We start from the raw sequence: 19,926 nt of genomic DNA, 5'->3' as shown, positions 1-19,926 counted from the left end.
CGATGGCACTGGACAAATCCCCCCCGATCCTGCGCGGCCAAGATGGCGAAGGCTCGGTGCAGGTGCATCAGGAGCAGGGCGCCGAAATCACCGGCGCCAAGGTCTTTTCCGTCTACGGCAAGGGCGGTATCGGCAAGTCGACCACATCATCCAACCTCAGCGCGGCATTCTCGATGCTGGGCAAGCGGGTGCTGCAAATCGGCTGCGATCCCAAGCATGACAGCACCTTCACCCTGACCGGCACGCTGGTGCCGACGGTGATCGACATTCTCAAGGAGGTGGATTTCCACCCCGAAGAGCTGCGCGCCGAAGATTTCGTCTTTGAGGGCTTTAACGGCGTGAAATGCGTCGAGGCGGGCGGGCCGCCTGCGGGCACCGGCTGTGGCGGCTACGTGGTCGGCCAGACGGTCAAGCTGCTCAAACAGCACCATATGCTGGAAGACACCGATGTGGTGATCTTTGACGTGCTGGGTGATGTGGTCTGCGGCGGGTTCGCCGCGCCCTTGCAGCACGCCGACCGCGCGCTGATCGTCACGGCAAATGACTTCGACAGCATTTATGCGATGAACCGCATCATTGCCGCGGTGCAGGCCAAGTCCAAGAACTACAAGGTGCGCCTCGCGGGCTGCGTTGCCAACCGCTCACGCGAGACGGACGAGGTGGACCGCTATTGCCGGACAGTCGGTTTCAACCGGATCGCGCATATGCCCGATCTGGATGCGATCCGCCGCTCGCGCCTCAAGAAGAAGACCCTCTTCGAGATGCCCGACGACGAAGAGATTGTGCAGGTCCGCAAGGAATACATGCGCCTCGCCGAGACGCTGTGGAACGGGACCGAGCCGCTGGCGCCCGCGCCCCTGCCGGACCGCGAAATCTTTGAACTGCTGGGATTCGATTGATGGACGCTGCCCCCACCTATGAGCGCACGCGCGCACGGGTCGAGGATTACTTCGACCGCACGGCCACCCGCACGTGGGAGCGTCTGACATCGGACGCGCCCGTGTCGGGCATCCGGGCAACGGTGCGGGCCGGGCGCGACCGGATGCGCGATGTGATGCTGGCGCAGGTGCCGGGCGACTTGAGGGGCGCGCGTGTTCTCGATGCGGGCTGCGGCACCGGGGCGATGGCCGTGGCGCTGGCCGAGCGGGGCGCGGATGTGGTTGCGATCGACATCTCGCCCGCGCTGATCGACATTGCACAAAAGCGCTGCCCTGCCGAGGTGCGCTCGCGCATCACGTTCCGCGCGGGCGACATGCTGATGCCCGAGCTGGGCGATTTCGACTACGCGCTGGCGATGGACAGCATGATCTACTACGGCGCAGGCGACATCGCGGGCTGCCTGGACCGCCTCGCGCCGCGCCTTGCGAACAGCTTTGTCTTTACCCTCGCGCCGCGCACGCCGCTTCTGATGGCGATGTGGCGCGTCGGGCAGATGTTTCCACGGTCTGATCGCTCGCCCACGATGGTCCCGCATAATCTGCGCGGGATCGAGCGGGCCATGTATGCTGCCGATGTTGCCGGCACGTTGCGCGCGGTCGAGCGGGTGAATTCCGGCTTCTACATCTCGTCGGCCCTGGAGTTCCGCCCATGATCTTTCGCGCCAAATCCCTGAAAGGTCTGACAACTCGTCTGCTGCCCTTCGCGGATGCGGCCAGCGAGGGTCTGCCCATGGGCCAGCTGTTGCGCCTGTCGCTTTTTCAGGTGTCGGTGGGCATGGCGGCGGTTCTGCTGCTGGGCACGCTCAACCGCGTGATGATCGTCGAGCTTTCGGTGCCAGCGATGATCGTGGCGTTCTTCATTGCGATCCCGGTCCTGTCGGCGCCCTTCCGGGCGCTGCTGGGGTTCCGATCTGACAATCACCGCTCGGCCATTGGCTGGCGCCGCGTTCCCTACCTCTGGTTCGGGACGCTCTGGCAGTTCGGCGGATTGGCGATCATGCCGATGGGTCTCGTCCTCTTTACCGGTCGGCAGGCGATGGACGTGCCTTTCGCGGCCGAGCTGGGGGCGGGCCTTGCCTTTCTTCTGACCGGCATCGGTATGCATATGACCCAAACGGCGGGCCTTGCGCTGGCCGCTGACCGCGCCGATGATGAGACGCGCCCGCGTGTCGTTGCCCTCCTTTACGTGATGTTCCTCGTCGGCATGCTGGTATCGTCCATCATCCTCGGCACGCTCCTGCGCGACTTCAGCGAGCTGCGCCTGATTCAGGTGGTGCAGGGGGCGGCGGTCGTGACCGTTGCGCTCAACATGCTGGCCCTGTGGAAGCAGGAAAAGGTCAAGCCGATGACCAAGACCGAGCGTGCCGCGCCGCGTCCGCAATTTCGCGACGCATGGTCCGATTTCATTGGCGGCGGCAGCGCCGGGCGCCTCCTTGTGGTGGTGTTTCTCGGCACGATGGCCTTCAACATGCAGGACATCCTGCTGGAGCCGTTCGGCGGGCAGATCCTGGGGCTTAGCGTGTCGGCGACGACGCTGCTGACGGCGGTTTGGGCTGCGGGTGCGCTGATTGCCTTTGCACTGGCCGCGCGCTGGCTGAGCCACGGCCAGGATCCCTACCGCCTTGCGGCGCGGGGCCTTCTGGCGGGGCTTGCGGGATTCTCGGCCGTTGTCTTTGCCGCACCGATGGACTCGGCCACGATCTTTTTCGTCGGGGCGGCGGGCATCGGTTTCGGCGGCGGTCTCTTTGCGGTCTCGACACTGAACGCGGCCATGACGATGAGCACCAAGGGCGCCGCCGACCGTGGCCTTGCCCTTGGGGCCTGGGGCGCGGCGCAGGCGACTGCGGCGGGCCTTGCCATCTTCGCCGGGGGTGCGCTGCGCGATCTTGTCGATGCGCTCGCCATGTCGGGCAAGCTGGGCGCGGCGCTGGCCACGCCGGCCACCGGCTATTCATTCGTCTACCACCTTGAAATGTATTTGCTTTTCTTAACGCTCATCGCCTTGGGTCCGCTTGTGCGGATCAGGGCCCGTCACAAATCTTCTGGGCCGATCGGCCTTGCGGATTTTCCGACATAAATCCGGGAGGACATCAAAATGTTCAGTCAAACATTCTTCGGCGATTTCGATCTGGCCAGCGCCGCAATCTGGAGTTTCTGGCTCTTCTTCGCCCTCTTGGTCTATTACCTTCAGACCGAGAACATGCGCGAAGGCTATCCGCTGGAGGACGAAACAGGTCACGGCAAACCGCGCGAGGGCCTCTTTTCGCTGCCGTCGGACAAGACGTTCAAGCTGCCCCATGGGCGCGGGGAGGTCACTGTGCCGTCGGGCCAGCGCGCAGATCGCGCAAGTCTTGCGCTCGAGCGGTCGTCGGACAGCGCGGGCTCGCCCTATCTGCCGATCGGTGATCCGATGGTGGCCGGTGTCGGCCCCGCCGCATGGGCACCGCGCCGCGATCTGCCCGAACTGGACGGCCACGGCCATGCCAAGATCAAGCCAATGGCATCGCTGCCCGATTTCCACGTTAGCGCCGGGCGCGATCCGCGCGGCAAAGCCGTCGTCGCAGGTGACGGCGAGGTCGTGGGGCGCATCATCGACATGTGGATCGACGTGCCCGAAAGCCTCGTGCGCTTCCTTGTGGTCGATCTGAACCCCGAAGGTTCGGGCCAGACACGCCTCATCCCGATCAACATGTGCCGGATCAAGAGTGATCGGGTCAAGGTGCGGTCGATCTATTCCGCGCAATTCGCCGGGGTGCCGCAAACCAAGGGTGACGGTCAAATCACCATGCTGGAAGAAGAAAAGATCATGGCTTGGTATGCGGGCGGCACGCTTTATGCCGACCCCAAGCGCGTCGAAGCGCAGCTGTGATCCATAGCCGAAAGGGGAGATGTCATGAACCACGATGATTTCAAATTCGAACCCGTAAGGGGCCTGCCCGAGGCTCTGCCAGAGGGCGAGCATATCTTGTGGCAGGGCAGGCCCTCCGCGTGGCGGCTGTCCGTCGAGGCCCTGTCTTTGCCTTGGGTCGCCGGATATTTCGTCTTGCTGGCGGTGTGGCGCGTCGGGGTCTCCTCGACGCAGCTGCCGCTGGGGCAGGCGATACTGCATGCGGTGCCGTTCCTTCTGATTGGCGCGGTTTGCTGCGCGGTCATCATGGGGCTGGCCTTCGTCCAGTCGCGCGCGACGGTCTATACCTTGACCAACAAGCGCGTCGGGATGCGCATCGGCGCCGCGCTGACCATGACGCTGAACCTGCCTTACACGCAGATCGGCAGTGCAAGCCTGGCCACGCGCCGCTCGGGCAAGGGCACCATCGCGTTCGAGTTGCTGGGGGACACGCGGCTTTCCTATGCGATGACCTGGCCGCATATCCGGCCCTGGCACATGGCCCGCACGCAGCCCGCGCTGCGCTGCATCCCGAACGCTAGGGAGGTCGCCGAGATCTTTGCCGAGGCCGCCGAGATCCGCACCAGCGTCCCGCAGATCACGCGCAGCCCCGCGCCGACAGCCATCGCAGCGGAGTGAACGACATGACAGCCACAGACCTAAGATCAAGACCGCCCCAGCCCGAGATGGTCCCGCGTTTCATGGTGATCGCCATGTTCACGCTGATGGGCCTCACGCTCGGACTTGCGGGCTATGCCCAGCTGACCGACATGCCCAAATCAGGCGTTCTGATCGAGGCACCCATCGAGGCCGAACGCGTCATCAAGATGGTCGGCACCCGTGACGGCAACGTGACGGTGCTGGACGCGCAGGACAACGTCATCGCACTCTCGTCCGAGGACAAGATGGGATTTGTTGGCGTGGTCTGGCGCGTGCTTGCGCGCCACCGCTACGTACAAGGGGTTCCCGACACAGACCCCGTGCGGCTGATCCGCCGCGAAAACGGCAACATCGCCATCCAAGACACCGCAACCGACTGGTCCATAGAACTCATTGGATATGGAGCAGATAACGTCGCCGCCTTCGCCAAGCTGGTCGACTGATTACCATCACAAGGAGGGAACCTGATGGGACTGATAACGAGAACCAAGGAAAAAGCGCCGTGCACCGTTACCGTGTCGCACCGCTTTGAAGAGCTCAGCGCGCATGTGCGTTTCGAGAACGGAGCAATCATCAACCCCGGTGACAGCGTGCTTGTTCACGGCGCCGAGATCATGGCGCCCTACGGCGAGGTCGTCGAAGAGCACCGCGAGGCGACGATCACCCGCGCCAGCAAGCTGGAGCAGCTCTGGACCCGCGCGACCGGGGATTTCGAATTCATGGAGCTTTGCGAATTCTCCTTCTCCGAAGAGGTGATGTCATGAATACCCAGAACGTTCCGCACTCCTCGACCGCCGCGACCGCCGAAGAGGCCATCGCCCGTCAGGAGGCGCTGCCGCCCCTCAGCAACGAGGCCGCGACAGATGTCGCCATGCAGAACACGCTGCTGACGCCGCGGTTCTATACGACCGATTTTGACGAGATGGATGCCATCGACGTCAGCCCCGTCCGTGAGGAATGGGACCAGATGATCGCGGGCATGAAGGCCGACCCCAACCGGGGCCACTTCAAGAAGAACGAGGACTGGGACGAGGTCGATTGGGACGGGATGGAGCCCAAGCTCAAACGCGAGTTCATCGACTTTCTGATTTCAAGCTGCACCGCCGAGTTTTCAGGCTGCGTCCTTTACAAGGAAATGAAGCGGCGTGGCTCGAACGAGGATATCACGACCCTCTTTCAGCTGATGGCCCGCGACGAGGCGCGCCATGCCGGCTTCATCAACGATGCGCTGCGCGAGGCGGGCATCGCGGTCAACCTGGGCTTTCTTACCCGGCAAAAGAAATACACCTATTTCCGGCCGAAGTTCATCTATTACGCCACCTATCTCAGCGAAAAGATCGGCTATGCGCGGTATATCACGATCTATCGCCATCTCGAGCAGCACCCCGAGTATCGCTTTCACCCGATTTTCAAGTGGTTCCGCGAGTGGTGCAATGACGAGTTCAGCCATGGCGAGGCCTTTGCCCTCTTGCTGCGCACCGATCCCAAGCTGACGCAGAGCTTTTCCAACAAGCTGTGGATCAAGTTCTTTCTGACGGCGGTCTACAGCACGATGTGGGTGCGCGACCATCAACGCCCCCTCTTTCACGAGGCGCTGGGTGTCGACACGACCTGGTATGGTCAGGAGGTCTTTCGCAAGACATCCGAGATCTCCAAGCAAGCTTTTCCCTTTACCCTCGACATCGACCACCCCCGCTGGCGCCCCAATCTGGACCGGCTCGAACGGGCATCGGTGCAGGTGGCCAAGGGCAAGGCGCGCGGCGGCATCGCGGGCACGGCATCGAGGCTGGCGGGCATGGCCAAGGCGACCTTCGCCTTTGCCGCGCTCTACACCATCCCGTCGATCCCCAATGAGCTGCCCGCAAGCAGCCGACTGGAGCCCGCATACTGATGTTCGCAGAAGTCTGGATCGCGGCCTGCACGGCCCTTTTCGTCTGGTGGTTCTCCACCGGGGCGATCCTGATTGCGGTGCGCCGTGCCGACCGTCAGCGAGGCAGGGCGCATCTGATGAACACTTTGCTCGGCCTGCCTCTTTTGGTTCTTGGCCTTGTCATGGTCGGCACCTCGGCCTCAGGGCTGGGCGTCACGGCAGCCTACAGCGGCTTTATCGGTGCGCTTGCGATCTGGGGCTGGGTCGAACTGGCATTTCTGTCGGGTGTCATCACCGGCCCCGAGCGCCGCGCATGCCCCAAGGGTCTGGCCACCGGCGCGCGCTTTTTCCGCGCCTGGTGGACGGTTGCCTATCACGAGATGGCCCTGCTTGCCGGGCTGCTGATCGTCGCGGCGCTCAGCTATGGGCAGCCGACGGATATCGCGCTTTGGACCTATCTCATTTTGTTCGTGGCGCGCATTTCGGCCAAGCTGAATGTCTTTTTCGGCGTGCCGCGCATCAATACCGAATTCGTGCCAGAGCCGCTGGCGCATCTGACCAGCTATTTCCGCCAGCGTTCCGTGACGCTGATGTTTCCGCTGTCGATCACGATCCTCAGCTTCGGCACTGCCTTTTTCCTGCGCCAGCTCTGGATGGCGCAAAGTGATGCGGGCCTTGTCGCCGCCGCGCTGCTCTCATCCCTGTCCGCGCTCGCCTTGGTCGAGCATTGGCTGATGATCGTGCCGCTTCCTGATGCTAGACTGTGGCGCTGGATGTTGCCTGCGCCCACCAGAACGACCTCAAAAGAAAGCAAGACCCATGGACTTTGATAGCCTTTTCCAAGCGCAGATTGACACTCTCAAAGACGAGGGCAATTATCGCGTTTTTGCCGAGCTCGAGCGCAAATGCGGCAAATTCCCCAAAGCGGCGCGGCACAGCGGGGATGGCGTGAAGGATGTCACCGTCTGGTGTTCGAACGACTACCTTGGCATGGGCCAGAACCCGGCCGTCATCGACGCGATGTGCGAGGCCGTTCAGCGCACCGGCACAGGGGCAGGGGGCACGCGCAACATCTCGGGCACCAACCACGATCACCTGCTGCTGGAGGCCGAATTGGCCGATCTGCATGGCAAGGAGGCGGCGCTGCTCTTTACCTCGGGATATGTGTCGAACTGGGCGGCGCTTTCGACCCTTGGCAGCCGGCTCAAGGATTGCGTGATCCTGTCGGATGCGGGCAACCATGCCAGCATGATCGAGGGCATTCGCCACTCTCGCGCAACCAAAGTGCTGTGGAAGCATAACGACGTCGCCGATCTGGAGGCCAAGCTGCAGGCGCTGCCTGCGGATGTGCCCAAGATCATCGCCTTCGAGTCGGTCTATTCGATGGATGGCGACATCTGCCCCATGCGCGAGATCGTCGAGCTGGCCGAGAAATACGGCGCCATGACCTACCTCGATGAGGTTCATGCCGTTGGCCTTTATGGCCCGCGCGGTGGCGGCATCTCCGAGCGCGAGGGGCTGGCCCATCGCATTACCCTGATCGAGGGCACGCTGGGCAAGGCCTTCGGCGTCGTGGGCGGCTATATCACCGGCTCGGCCCCGCTGTGCGATTTCATCCGCTCCTTTGCGAGTGGGTTCATCTTTACTACGGCCCTGCCGCCCGCCGTGGCCGCCGCCGCGCGCACCTCGATTGCGCATCTCAAGGTCTCCAGCTTTGAGCGGATGCAGCAACGCCGGCAGGTCGCATCGCTGCGCCGCCGCCTTGATGCGGCCGGTATCCCGCATATGCAAAACGACAGCCACATCGTGCCTGTTCTCATCGGGGATCCGATCAAGACCAAGATGCTGGCTGATTACCTGATGGATGAATGGGGCATCTACGTGCAGCCCATCAACTATCCGACCGTTCCCAAGGGCACCGAGCGACTGCGCTTTACGCCATCGCCGCTGCATAAAGATACCGACATCGACTATCTCATGAGCGCGCTGGTGATGCTGTGGAAGCAATGCGCGATATCCCGCGCGGTCGCGTGACATTGCATAGCAAATTTATCCGTGCATGACTTTCTTCACAGATGGATTGCTCTACTTGACCTAAGATAAACTATTACCTGAACATGAACTGAGGAGATTTACATGTTTAAAGCGACCCTTACCGCGACGGTGCTGCTGGCAGCACCGGCCTTTGCCCAAGATGTCGCCAGCGGCGATGCGGAAGCAGGCGAATCCATCTTCAACCAGTGCCAGGCATGCCATGTCGTCGAAAATGACGATGGCGAGGTGCTGGCAGGGCGCAATGGCCAGGTCGGCCCCAATCTTTACGGGATCTCCGGTCGCACGCTCGGGTCCGTCGAGGGCTTCCGTTACTCCAAGTCGATGGCCGCAGCTGGTGAAGATGAGGGGCTGGAGTGGAACGAAGAAACCTTTGTTGGCTACGTTCAGGACCCCACAGGCTGGCTGAAGGAACAACTGGACAACAATCGCGCCCGTGGCAACATGGCCTACAAACTGCGCTCCGAAGAGGATGCGGCCAACGTCTGGGCCTATATCGTCTCGCTCGATCCCGAAGCGGGCGAAGAAGCGTCCGAGTAATCAACTCTCCGTCGGTTCGGCCTTCATAAGGCAACAAAGGCCCCCGGTGCTATCGGGGGCCTTTCTCGTTCTGGCGCTCTCGTTCTGGCGGTCACATAGGGTCTGATCGCGGCCTGTGTCGAGGATGTGTCGAAACGGGCCGCGCAGAATTGAGCGTTTCAGTCGATCTGGGGCAACAGACCGTTGATCGACGCCTTGGCATCGCCGTAGAACATGCGCGTGTTCTCGCGGTAAAAGAGCGGGTTCTCGATCCCCGAATAGCCGGTGCCCTGACCGCGCTTGAGCACGAAGACCTGCCGCGCCTCCCACACCCGCAACACCGGCATCCCGGCGATGGGCGAGTTGGGATCCTCTTGCGCCGCCGGGTTCACGATGTCGTTCGAGCCGATGACGATCGCCACGTCGGTGTCCTTCAACTCGTCGTTGATCTCGTCCATCTCCAGCACGATGTCGTAGGGCACCTTGGCCTCGGCCAAGAGCACGTTCATATGGCCGGGCAGGCGGCCCGCGACAGGGTGGATGGCAAAGCGCACGGTCTTGCCCTTGGCGCGCAGCTTGCTCACCAGATCGGACACGGCGCCTTGGGCCTGTGCAACGGCCATGCCGTAGCCGGGCACGATCACGATGCTGGACGCATCGTTCAGCGCGGCGGCAACGCTTGCCTCGTCGATGGGCACCTGTTCGCCTTCGACCTCCATCGCGGGGCCGGTGGTATTGCCAAAGCCGCCAAGGATGACCGAGATGAACGAGCGGTTCATCGCCTTGCACATGATGTAGCTGAGGATCGCACCCGATGAGCCGACCAGCGCGCCTGTCACGATCAAGAGGTCATTGCCAAGGCTGAAGCCGATCGCCGCCGCTGCCCAGCCCGAATAGGAGTTCAGCATCGAAACGACGACGGGCATGTCCGCGCCACCGATCCCCATGATGAGGTGATAGCCGATGAAGAAGGCCAGCAGCGTCATGATGAGGAGCGTCCAGATGCCCGCGCCATTCATGAAGAGGATGAGCAAAAGCAGCGATGCCGCCGCGGCCGCCGCGTTCAGCATATGGCCGCCCGGCAGTTTCTCGGCCTTGGACGTGATCTTGCCCGCCAGCTTCCCGAAGGCGACGACCGAGCCGGTGAAGGTTACCGCGCCGATAAAGACGCCGAGGAAGACCTCGAAGCGCAGGATCGCCTGTTCGGCTGCATCCTTGTAAACCAGCGACTCGGCAAAGCCGGTCAAGCCCTGCTCGGCCAGCCATGCCTCGGCGCCGGCCGCCGGGATCATCGGGCGCAGCGCGATCACATATTGCAGCTCCAGGTAGGCATTGACGCCGATGAAGACAGCCGCAAGGCCCACGAAGGAGTGGAGCGCGGCCACCAGTTGCGGCATTTCGGTCATGCCGACCCGCTTGGCCACATACCAGCCCAGCACCGCGCCGCCGGCGATCATCACCAGAACGATGAACCAGTTGCCCACGCCGGGGCCAAAGACGGTGGCCACCACCGCCGCGCCCATGCCGAAAATGCCATACCATACGGCACGCTTGGCGCTTTCCTGCCCCGAAAGGCCGCCCAGCGACAGGATGAAGAGGACTGCCGCCGCAATATAGGCGGCGGAAACGATACCCAGGGTCATATGTGCTGTCCTCTCAGGATTTCTGGAACATCGCCAGCATGCGGCGCGTCACGAGGAAGCCCCCCACGATGTTGATGGTGGCGATGAAGACCGAAATGGCGGCCAGCAAGACGACCAGCCACGAGCCGGACCCGATCTGCAAGAGCGCGCCGAGGATGACGATGCCGGAAATGGCGTTCGTTACGGCCATCAGCGGGGTGTGCAGCGAGTGCGACACGCCCCAGATGACGGAAAAGCCGATGAAGCAGGCCAGCACGAAGACGATGAAATGGCTCATGAAGCTGGACGGTGCAAAGGCGCCGATCAGGATCATCACGGCCGCGCCCACGACCAGAAGCGTCACCTGGCTCTTGGTCTGTTTCTTGAAGAGCGCCAGTTCGGCCGCCTTTTTCTCTTCGGCGGTTGGGGCGGGCGTGTTTTGCTTGGGCTTGGCCGCGATCGCGTTCACCTTGGGCGGCGGGGGCGGATAGGTGATCTCGCCCGCGTGCACCACGGTAGCGCCGCGAATGACATCATCCTCCATGTCATGCTTGATCTTGCCGTCCTTCTCTGGGGTCAGATCGCTCATCATATGGCGGATGTTGGTCGCATAAAGGCTCGACGATTGCGCGGCCATGCGGCTGGGAAAATCGGTATAGCCGATGATTGTCACACCGTTGTCGGTGACGATCTTTTCGTCCATCACGGTCAGCTTGCAATTCCCGCCCTTTTCGGCGGCAAGATCCACGACGACCGATCCGCGCTTCATCGCCTTGACCATGTCCTCGGTCCACAGCTCGGGCGCCTCGCGGTTTGGAATGAGGGCCGTGGTGATGACGATGTCGACCTCGGGCGCCAACTCGCGGAACTTGGCCAGTTGCGCCTCGCGGAATTCGGGGCTCGAAACCGACGCATAGCCGCCTGTCGCCGCGCCGTCTGCGGCCTCCTCAAAGTCGAGATAGACGAACTCGGCGCCCATGCTTTCGACCTGCTCGGCCACTTCGGGGCGCACGTCGAACGCCAGCGTGATCGCGCCCAGCGAGGTTGAGGTGCCAATAGCCGCAAGGCCCGCGACGCCCGCGCCGATGACCAGCACACGGGCCGGGGGCATCTTGCCCGCCGCCGTGATTTGGCCGGTGAAGAAGCGGCCGAAGTTGTTGCCCGCCTCGATCACCGCGCGGTAGCCCGCGATATTGGCCATGGACGACAGCGCATCCATCTTTTGCGCGCGGCTGATGCGCGGCACCATTTCCATCGCGATGACGCTGGCGCCGGACTTGCGCGCGGCCTCCATGCCCTCTTCGTTGCCACCCGGATTGAAGAATGAGATCAGCGTCTGATCCTGCCGCAACCGCTTGAGCTCGGTGGCGTTCGGCGCGCGCACCTTGGCGACGATATCGCTGGTCTTCCACAGTTCGGCGGCGGATTTGACCACCTCGACCCCGGCGGCCTCATAGGCGGCGTCGGTAAATCCCGCTTGCTTGCCTGCGCCGCTCTGGATCGCGCAATCATACCCCAGTTTTTGCAGTTGGGCCGCGCTTTCGGGCGTCATCGCAACGCGCGCCTCACCTTCGATCACTTCACTTGGAACACCAATTTTCACGTCGCGCTTTCCCCCCGTTCCGCAGGACCCCGGACGCCCTCGATCTAGGCGCTGAAGGTCTAAAGAATTTCAGGCAGAAAGCTCTGCCTGCCTAACAATCTTTCACAATATGCACTTGTCTCGCAATTTGGCAACGATGAAGGCCGCGTTTGGACTAGGCAAAGGCGCAACATTGCTCTGGCATATTATCTTGGGCAATGTCGGGAGGGGCCATGAGGCATTAATCGGCGCGCAGCACCATTTCGCTGGCGCCCGCGCCGCGTGACTTGATCTGGATCTGCACCGGGATGCGGTCCTGCATTGCCTGAACGTGGCTTATGACGCCGATCATGCGCCCCTGTGCCTGAAGCGCCTCGAGCGCGTCGATCGCCATGTCGAGGCTGCCCGCGTCCAGCGTGCCGAAGCCTTCGTCGATAAAGAGCGTGCCCGATATCGTGCCCGAGCCGCCCACGGCCCCCAGCGCGAGCGCAAGCGCCAGCGACACGAGAAACCGCTCGCCCCCCGACAGGCTGCGGGTCGAGCGGATCTCGCCCGCCATATCCTCGTCGACCACATGCAGCGACAGCTTGCCCTGACCGCGCGCCAGCCGGTAGCGCGGCTTGATGTCCGCAAGGTGATGGTTGGCCTGCTCGACCAGAAGGGCCAGCGTGACCTCCTGCGCGATGGTCGCAAAGCGGTCGCCGCTGGCCGAGCCGATCGTGTCGTTGATGGCGGCCAGTGTATCGCAGTCGGCCTTGGCGGCGGTGATCCTGGCGGCGATATCGGCCATGCGCGCGCGGGTCTCGCGGTCGGCCTGCTGGCGGTTTCGGATCGTCGTCTGATCCTCGACGCGCTGGGTCTCCTCGGCCTTCTGCGCCTCAAGCGTTTGCCGAAGATCGGGCAGGGGTGTTTCGGGCACACCCGCCTTTTCCAATTCGGCCAGATCCGCCTTCCGGTTCTCGGCGCTTTGCTGAGCCCTCACGAGGGCGTCCCTTGCCGCCTCTACCGCGTCGCTCAGGGCGCTTGCGCTCTCAGCGCTCCAGCCCAGCAACTCCTTTGCCTCGGCAGGCTCAAGGCCCGCGCGCGCCAGCGCGGCGCTGAGCGCGGCCTCGGCCTTGGCGGTGCGCGCGGTCGCCTCGGTCAGTGCGCGGGTTGCCGCGCTATGGCTGGCCTTCGCGCCCGAGAGGGCCGACGCGGCGGCGCCATGCGCCTCGGTGGCAGCCTCCTTGGCGTCCTGTGCCGCCTTGCGGCGCTGGTTGAAGGCGGTTCTATGCGAGGATGTTTCCTCGCCGCCCAGAAGCGCGGCGCGCTGGGCCTCGGCGGTCTCGCGCGTGCTCTGTCGCTCTCGCCATGCGGCCTCAAGCTCGGCAGCGGCCTTTTGCAGGGTCTCATGATGCGCCTGCGCCGTCTCGACGGCGCGCTCTGCCGCGCGTTTTTCTTCTGCGAGCGATTGGAGCGCGTCCCGCGCCGCCGCATGGGCATCCTTGCGCTGGGCAAGATCGGCCAGATTCGCCGCGCCCTCGGCATCGAAGCTGTCCCAGCTTAGGCCCAGATCCGCGAAATCGCGGCTCAGGGCGGCATCCAGATCCTCCCGCGTGCGTGCCTGCGTGTCCACCTCCGAGGCGGCGGCATCCAGATGCCTTTGCGCCTCGCCGCCCGCCTCATTGATCTCGGCGCGCTCACGTTCGAGGGCGCGCATCTCGCGGGCGCATTCGGTCAGTTGCGCCTCATCGGCCTGCGCTTGCGCATCCAGCGCTTCAAGCTCGGCCAGCTCAGCCTCAAGGCTGGCCTGCCATCCGGCCAGCGTCTGCGCAAGGGCATCAAGGTCTGGCCCGGCGTCAGCCGGCGCAGGCGGAATGCGATCTGCAATCGGCCCTTCTGCCTCGGCCTCACAGGCGCGGGCATACTCAGCCTCGATTCCGCGCAAGAGGTCCAGCGCGCTTTGATGCCGCTGCCCAAGCTGGGCAAGATCACCCTGCGCCTGATCGGCGCGTGCCGCGCTGGCCTCCTGCGCGGTGACGGCGCGGCGCAAGGCAGTGCGCGCTGCGTTCAGCTTGGCTCGCAGATCTTCGGCGAGGGTGCGCGTGGCGCTGTCGTCGTGCACAGGGTGCGCCCGCGCGTGGCAGACAGGGCAGGGCTGGCCATCCACAAGATGCAGGCGCAGCGCGTGTGCCTCGGCAGACAGCGCCGCCTCGGCCAGACCCGCCGGCGCCTCAAGCGCTGCGATCTGCGCCTCGGCGCGGGTGCGCTCCTCTTGCGCTTCGGTCTGCGCCGCCTCGCTGGCCGTGATGATGTTGCGCGCCGCCTCTTGGCCCCGCAGATGGGCGTCGGCGTGGCCCGCCTCCTCGATGTATTGGCGCGCCAGGGCGCGCAGATTGCGCACCGCGCTCGCACTGCGCTCCAGCCGGGCCAGACGCTGGGCCGGGGCCTTGGCGTGCAAGGCATCGCGGCGAGGGGTGCGGGCCAGCGCCTCGGCCTCGATCGCTGCGGTTCGGGTGCGGGCCTTTTCCAGCGCCTCGGCGATGGCGGCCTTGCGCGCCTGCGCGCCCTGCATCTGGCCGCGCAGCTCGGCGTGCCGCGTGCGGGCCTTGGCGCCGGCAGCGCAAGCCGCGATGCGCCGTTCGATCCGGTCGCTCAATACGGGCCAGGCCGCGATCAGGGCATCGCCCTGCGGGTCAGCCTCGATTTGGGTGCGCAGCGGCGCCATCTGCGCGTCGAGACCCGCGCGCAGCCGGGTCGCCTCCTCCAGCGCTGCCTGCGCGGCCTTTGCTTCGGCGTGGCTGGCTTCATATGCGTCCTTCGCCTTGCCTTCCTCGACCATCGCCTGCTCGACCTGAACGTCGAGGGCTGCGGCTCGGTCCCATATCTTGCCCAGTTCGGCAAAGCGCGCCTCGATCTGGTCATGCGCCGCGCGGTGGCGCGCGAGGTCGGCTTCGGCTGTGAAGAGAGCTGCCTCTGCTAGCGTCGCTGCCTCTGCCTGCGCGGCCTCGATGCCGCGTGCCTCGGCCTCTGCCTCTTGTGCGCGCGTCAGTTCGGTATGCTCGGCGCGTATTCCTGCCGCGCGCTCCAGCCGGGCCAGCTGCGCCACATCGCCCTGCCGCGCGGCCCAAATGGCGGTGGCTTCGCTCAGGGCTTCGGCGGCCTGCGCGCTGCGCAGGCGCGCGCCCTCCAGCGCCTCGTGACGCTCGATACCCTGCTGCGTCGCGGCGATGGCGATCCGGGCCTTGGCGCGCTCTGCGGTCAGGCGGTCCATCTGCGCCTGCAGCTCCGCGCGCGCCTCGTCGCTGAGCACGTTATGCTCGCCCAGCTTCGTTTCGAGGTCCTGCACCTTGCGTTCGGCGGCGGCATGGGCGGCAAAGACGCGCTTTGAGATGTCACGATACAGCCCGGTTCCGGTGACTTTTTCGAGGATCGCCGCGCGCTCGGACGTTCTGGCGCTGAGAAAGCTGTCGAAATCGCCCTGCGCCAGCAGCACCGAGCGCCGGAATTCGTCGTAGGTCAGCCCTGTGAGAGCCACGATGCGCTCGTTCACCGCGCGCGTCTGGTTTTCCAGGATTTTGCCATCGCTGAGCCGTGTGACGCTGCGGTCCACGCTTTGCAGCTTGGCCGAGGATTTGCCGTAAGCGCGCCGGACCGACCAACTGGCCTCGTATTCCGCGCCGTCGCGCGCGACAAAACGCACTGTGGCATGGCCCGAGGCCGCGCCGCGCCTGAGGATGGTGCGCGCGTCCGACGATTGCAGCATCTCGCCGCTGACATCGGGCACAGTGTCGCTGACGCCCGCGCTGCCAAGGCGCGGGCAATCGCCGTAAAGCGCAAGGCACATGGCATCAAGGAGGCTGGATTTGCCCGATCCGGTGGGGCCGGTGATGGCAAATAGCCCCGCACCAAGGAGGGGCGGCGCATCGAGGCGGATGTCGAAGGCGCGCGCGAGGCTGGCGATATTCTCGCCCCGGATTTGCAGGATGTCCATGCGCTACTCTCCGGCCACGATGTCGCGAAAGGCGCTGATGTGGCGCGCCTCCGGCGCAATCCCGTTCTTGTCCTCATAGGCCGCCGTGAAAAGTGTCTCGGGGTCCGTCTCGCGCAGGCTTGAGACCGGCGCGGGCGCGGGGGCCTGCGGGTCGCGCTTGCGCTGCACCCGCGCGCCGCCCAGGCGCAGCCCCCGTTCGGCGACGAGGCGTGCGGCATCTGTCATGAGGACCGAGGCGGCATCGGTCGGCGCGATCTCGATGTAGACGAGGGGGCGCAGGCCCATCGGCAGCGCGGGATCATAGGTGACGTGCGCCAGCGCGGCGGGCAGATCGGTGATGTCGATCGTGCCGCTGGCGGGAACGCGCAGCACCTCGGCAGGGCGCGTGATCGAGATGTGGCGATGCGTGGCTGTGGCGCCCTCCATCTCGATCAGGGTGACGCCTTGGTCGTGCCGGATTTCCGAGGACGACAGCGGAAAGCACGCGCCCGAATAGCGCGCCCGCCCGCCCTTGAGCGTCTGCTGCCCGTGCAGATGCCCCAGCGCGACATAGGCCAGACACTCGGGAAATACGCTGGGCGGCAGGGCGTGCGCGCCCCCGATCAGGATGCGCCGTTCGGCGCCCTCGCTCTCCAGCCCGCCTGTGCAATGCAGATGGCTGGTGGCGATGAGGGGGGCGTCCCCCACAACCTTTTGCGCCTCTGCGGTGATCTCGGCGTAAAAGCGGCTGGCGGCATCCACCACCGGATCGGCGCCTTCGGCATTCAGCCCGGTGAGGTCCGAGGCGCGCAGGAAGGGGATCGCAAGGACGTAGAGCGCGGGCGCGCCCTCGGTGCCGCCGACACCGAACAGATGGCGCGCGATGTCGATCTGCCCCTCGCTGCGGCGGACGGTGGCAACCACATGCACATCCATGGCCCGCAGCACCGGCATCGGTGCCTCGAGGCGTTGGGCCGGGTCGTGATTGCCGCCGCTGATGATGGTGGTCAGGCCGGGACGGCGGCGCTTGAACTCGGCCAGCGCATCATAAAGCAGGCCCTGCACCTCGCCCGAGGGGTTGGAGCTGTCAAATACGTCGCCTGCGACCAGCAGGACATCGGCCTCTTCTCGCTCGATCACATCTGCGAGGCGCTGGAAATAGAGGCGATGCTCCTCTTCGCGGCCCCAGCCGTTGAGGCTGTGCCCGAGGTGCCAGTCTGCGGTGTGGATGATGCGCATGGTCCCGCCTTCAGAAACGTCGCGCGATGCCCGGCGCGCCCGGCCGACTGTGGCAGGGCGCGCGGGGCGCTGCAATCATCAGGGCCTCGAAACAGGGCCTAAAAACAGGGCGTCTTAGCTGGGCGACAGCGCGTCGCGGATGGTGGTCACGGCGCTGAGCATGTCGACCGTATAGCTGTGGATCAGGAAATCGGGCCAGCTGGACAGTTTGACGGCCAGAAACTCGGTTTTCGGGTCCAGATAGATCAGCTGGCCAAAGACGCCGCGCGCCATGAAATCGCCGCGCGCCGCATCGTGGACCCACCATTGCCGGCTATAGGCACCTTTGGGCGAGGTGGCGGTATAGGGCTCGCCAAAGACGGCGCGGTCGCCCGATGCGCTGGCGCGGATCCAGTCCTCGGGCACGATCTGATCGCCGTTCCATGCGCCCCCCTCAAGGAGGAGAAGGCCAATGCGCGCGTAGTCACGCATCGTCGCGTTGAAGCCCCCATCGGCGAGCGCGGTTCCGGCGCCATCGACGGTGAAATAGGCGTCCCGCTCGGCGCCCATGCGCGACCAGATGCGATCTGACAGAAGATCGGCCAGCGATGCGCCTGCCGCCCGTTCGAGCGCCCAGGCGACCACATCCGTCTCGATCGAGCGATAGTGGAAATCCTCGCCATGGCCGCGCTCTTGCGGCAGGGACAGGATCACGTCGCGGATCGTGGCGGGCGGATGGCCGCCTTCGGTGGGGCGCCAGCCGCTGGCGATGTCGATGCGCGTCATGTCCGAGCCGGGCGTGCCGTAATCCTCGTTGAAACGCACGCCCGAGCGCATGTCGAGCACGTGGCGCAGCGTTGCGCCTGCATAGCCGGAATGGGCCAGCTCGGGCACGAGGCGGGGCATCGGCGTGTCGAGATCCACAAGGCCCTCGCCATGCATCACACCCGCCAGAGTGCCGACCACCGATTTGGCCACCGACTGCGACAGGTGCAGCTGATGCGAGGCCATGTTGTTGTGGTAGCTTTCATGGACAACCCGGCCCCGGCTCATCACCATGAAGCCATCGGTATAGCTGCTGCCAAGCCAGTCGCCGACGGTTTGCTGCGTCCCTGCGAGCGTGGGAAAGCGGATGGCGCGCAGCTCTTGCTGGGCCGAGGGCAGGGTGCGCACGGGGCCGGTGCCACGCTGCACGTCTGCGGTCGGAAAGAGATTGCGCATGTTGCAGAACGACCAGCGGTTGAACGGGGGCAGATCCCAGTTGCTGGCGCCGGGGATCGCTTCGGGGGCGGGCGGAAAGCCTTGCATGATGCCGTGGTCGCGCGCTGTCGGCGCTGGCTGCGCGGGCGCCGCGCGCGGCGCGGACGCTGGGGCAGGCGGAACGGCGCCCTGCGCAGCAGCGGGGTGGAGGGCCGCCGCTGCGGGTGCGGCGGCAGCAGGTGCGTGTGCAACCGTGCCCTTGGGAGAAGCGGCGTTGGGGGGCGTCATGCGGAAAGGATCCTTGGAATTGGGACGTGCGGACACGAAAAAGGGTGGGGCGCCAGTATGCGCCCCACCCTGCGTGCAGTGCCTTATTGCTTCAGCCGCGTCCAGATGCGGTTGTACATATCCGTCACTTCCTGCGGGCAGGGCTTGACGAAGTCAGGCGTCGGCGCACCGGCTGGCATGACGATTTCGGGCGCGTTCTTGAGCTGGTCGTCCATGAATTCCTCGCTGCCCGAGATGCCGTTTGCATATTTCGCAAAGTCCGAAATCAACGCTGCGTTCTCAGGCTCCATGATGAAGTTCATGAAAAGCTTGGCGTTTTCCATGTTGGGCGCGTCGGCCAGAACGGCAGCGTTGTCCATCCAGCCAGTAAAGCCCTCGACGGGATAGGCATATTCCAGCGTCGGGCGCTGGTCGCGCGCGCGCAGGGCCGCGCCGTTCCATGTCTGGCTGAGGTCCACATCACCCGAAGTCAACTTTTCGATAGTGGCGTAGTCCATCGTGCGCCAATGCTCTTTGGCGGCTGTCAAAAGCTCGGTGATGTCGCGCAGCTCATCGGTGTTGCTGTTGCAGCGCTCGTAGCCGCGATACCGCAGCGCGGCGTTGATCACCTCGGGCATGTCGCTGAGCATGTTAATGCGGCCCTGCAGTTCCTCTGGGGGTTCGAACATCAGCGCCAGCGTGTCGATATCGCCGTCAAACACTTCTGTGTCCACGGTAAAGGACGTGGTGCCCCACTGCCACGGCACGGTGTAGTTGCGGCCCTCATCCCAATAGACGTCGATCCACTGGGGATCCATGTTGCTGAAATTCTCCATCTCGTTCGGCTTGACCTCTGCGAGGAGGCCCTGCTCGATCATGATCTGGGCGGTCGAGTCGCTGGGCACGACGATATCGTAGCCGGTGTTCCCCTCGCGGACTTTTGCCAGCAGGATCTCGTTGCTGTCATAGCCGTCGAGATTGACCTCGACATCGAATTCCTCTTCGAATTTCTCGATCAGCTCGGGGTTGGTGTAGTTGCCCCAGTTGTAGATGTTCAGCTCGCCCTCGGCCCATGCGGGGCCGGCGAGGGCGACGGCGGCGGCGAGAATCGCAGTCGTCTGCTTGTGATATGTCGTCATAGGATTGTCCTCCGGTTGGT

17 protein-coding genes are annotated in these 19,926 nt (G+C 64.5%); 11 read left to right on the top strand and 6 right to left on the bottom strand.

The annotated features are described in order from the left end of the window. Positions 1-2 precede the first annotated feature (2 nt). The 11 genes from bchL to V8352_RS11915 all read left to right on the top strand — a co-directional run bounded on the left by bchL (position 3) and on the right by V8352_RS11915 (position 8,947). Entirely contained in the window at positions 3-899 is an 897-nt protein-coding gene (bchL, locus tag V8352_RS11965; RefSeq protein WP_336424525.1) for a ferredoxin:protochlorophyllide reductase (ATP-dependent) iron-sulfur ATP-binding protein, read from the top strand. Continuing rightward, positions 899-1,591: a magnesium protoporphyrin IX methyltransferase gene (gene bchM / locus V8352_RS11960; protein WP_336424524.1), complete on the top strand. Its 693-nt coding sequence runs from the start codon at positions 899-901 to the stop codon at positions 1,589-1,591. The genes bchL and bchM overlap by 1 nt, the downstream gene beginning before the upstream one ends. After that, positions 1,588-3,015: an MFS transporter gene (locus V8352_RS11955; protein WP_336424523.1), complete on the top strand. Its 1,428-nt coding sequence runs from the start codon at positions 1,588-1,590 to the stop codon at positions 3,013-3,015. The genes bchM and V8352_RS11955 overlap by 4 nt, the downstream gene beginning before the upstream one ends. A gap of 18 nt (positions 3,016-3,033) precedes the next feature. Then, the gene (gene puhA, locus V8352_RS11950) at positions 3,034-3,807 is read left to right on the top strand and encodes a photosynthetic reaction center subunit H (RefSeq protein ID WP_336424522.1); all 774 of its coding nucleotides are present in this window, start codon (positions 3,034-3,036) and stop codon (positions 3,805-3,807) included. Positions 3,808-3,831: 24 nt separating this feature from the next. Then, the gene (gene puhB, locus V8352_RS11945) at positions 3,832-4,464 is read left to right on the top strand and encodes a photosynthetic complex putative assembly protein PuhB (protein WP_336424521.1); all 633 of its coding nucleotides are present in this window, start codon (positions 3,832-3,834) and stop codon (positions 4,462-4,464) included. A 5-nt stretch (positions 4,465-4,469) separates the two neighbouring features. Then, positions 4,470-4,928: a photosynthetic complex assembly protein PuhC gene (gene puhC, locus V8352_RS11940; RefSeq protein ID WP_336424520.1), complete on the top strand. Its 459-nt coding sequence runs from the start codon at positions 4,470-4,472 to the stop codon at positions 4,926-4,928. Between the two features lie 24 nt (positions 4,929-4,952). Beyond that, positions 4,953-5,249 carry a hypothetical protein gene (locus V8352_RS11935; protein WP_336424519.1) on the top strand — a complete coding sequence of 99 codons (297 nt, stop codon included), beginning with the start codon at positions 4,953-4,955 and terminating at the stop codon, positions 5,247-5,249. Then, positions 5,246-6,376 carry a magnesium-protoporphyrin IX monomethyl ester (oxidative) cyclase gene (gene acsF, locus V8352_RS11930; protein ID WP_336424518.1) on the top strand — a complete coding sequence of 377 codons (1,131 nt, stop codon included), beginning with the start codon at positions 5,246-5,248 and terminating at the stop codon, positions 6,374-6,376. Before V8352_RS11935 ends, acsF begins: the two co-directional genes overlap by 4 nt. After that, on the top strand, positions 6,376-7,185 hold the full coding sequence (puhE, locus tag V8352_RS11925) for a putative photosynthetic complex assembly protein PuhE (RefSeq protein ID WP_336424517.1): 810 nt from the start codon (positions 6,376-6,378) through the stop codon (positions 7,183-7,185). Before acsF ends, puhE begins: the two co-directional genes overlap by 1 nt. After that, positions 7,175-8,389 (top strand): 5-aminolevulinate synthase, encoded by a 1,215-nt coding sequence (gene hemA, locus V8352_RS11920; RefSeq protein ID WP_336424516.1) that lies wholly within the window; start codon positions 7,175-7,177, stop codon positions 8,387-8,389. Before puhE ends, hemA begins: the two co-directional genes overlap by 11 nt. Positions 8,390-8,491: 102 nt before the next feature. Further along, complete coding sequence (locus V8352_RS11915) at positions 8,492-8,947, top strand: c-type cytochrome (RefSeq protein ID WP_336424515.1); 456 nt, start codon at positions 8,492-8,494, stop codon at positions 8,945-8,947. A 158-nt stretch (positions 8,948-9,105) separates the two neighbouring features. Here the strand turns inward: V8352_RS11915 and V8352_RS11910 are convergent, their stop codons facing one another. The 6 genes from V8352_RS11910 to V8352_RS11885 all read right to left on the bottom strand — a co-directional run bounded on the left by V8352_RS11910 (position 9,106) and on the right by V8352_RS11885 (position 19,906). Then, positions 9,106-10,569: an NAD(P)(+) transhydrogenase (Re/Si-specific) subunit beta gene (locus V8352_RS11910; protein ID WP_336424514.1), complete on the bottom strand. Its 1,464-nt coding sequence runs from the start codon at positions 10,567-10,569 to the stop codon at positions 9,106-9,108. A 13-nt stretch (positions 10,570-10,582) separates the two neighbouring features. Next, positions 10,583-12,151 carry a Re/Si-specific NAD(P)(+) transhydrogenase subunit alpha gene (locus V8352_RS11905; RefSeq protein ID WP_336424513.1) on the bottom strand — a complete coding sequence of 523 codons (1,569 nt, stop codon included), beginning with the start codon at positions 12,149-12,151 and terminating at the stop codon, positions 10,583-10,585. Positions 12,152-12,371: 220 nt separating this feature from the next. After that, a complete protein-coding gene (locus V8352_RS11900; RefSeq protein ID WP_336424512.1) occupies positions 12,372-16,103 on the bottom strand; it encodes an AAA family ATPase in 3,732 nt (1,243 codons plus the stop codon). A gap of 3 nt (positions 16,104-16,106) precedes the next feature. Next, the gene (gene sbcD, locus V8352_RS11895) at positions 16,107-17,321 is read right to left on the bottom strand and encodes an exonuclease subunit SbcD (protein WP_336424511.1); all 1,215 of its coding nucleotides are present in this window, start codon (positions 17,319-17,321) and stop codon (positions 16,107-16,109) included. 114 nt (positions 17,322-17,435) lie between these two features. After that, positions 17,436-18,788: a serine hydrolase domain-containing protein gene (locus tag V8352_RS11890; protein WP_336424510.1), complete on the bottom strand. Its 1,353-nt coding sequence runs from the start codon at positions 18,786-18,788 to the stop codon at positions 17,436-17,438. An 83-nt stretch (positions 18,789-18,871) separates the two neighbouring features. Continuing rightward, complete coding sequence (locus V8352_RS11885) at positions 18,872-19,906, bottom strand: extracellular solute-binding protein (protein ID WP_336424509.1); 1,035 nt, start codon at positions 19,904-19,906, stop codon at positions 18,872-18,874. Positions 19,907-19,926 lie beyond the last annotated feature (20 nt).

The sequence above is a fragment of the Roseovarius sp. D0-M9 genome (assembly GCF_037083805.1).
In the GTDB taxonomy this organism is placed as follows: domain Bacteria; phylum Pseudomonadota; class Alphaproteobacteria; order Rhodobacterales; family Rhodobacteraceae; genus Roseovarius.
Note: the sequence above shows the minus strand (reverse complement) of the source record. Positions and strands in the feature narration are given on the sequence as shown.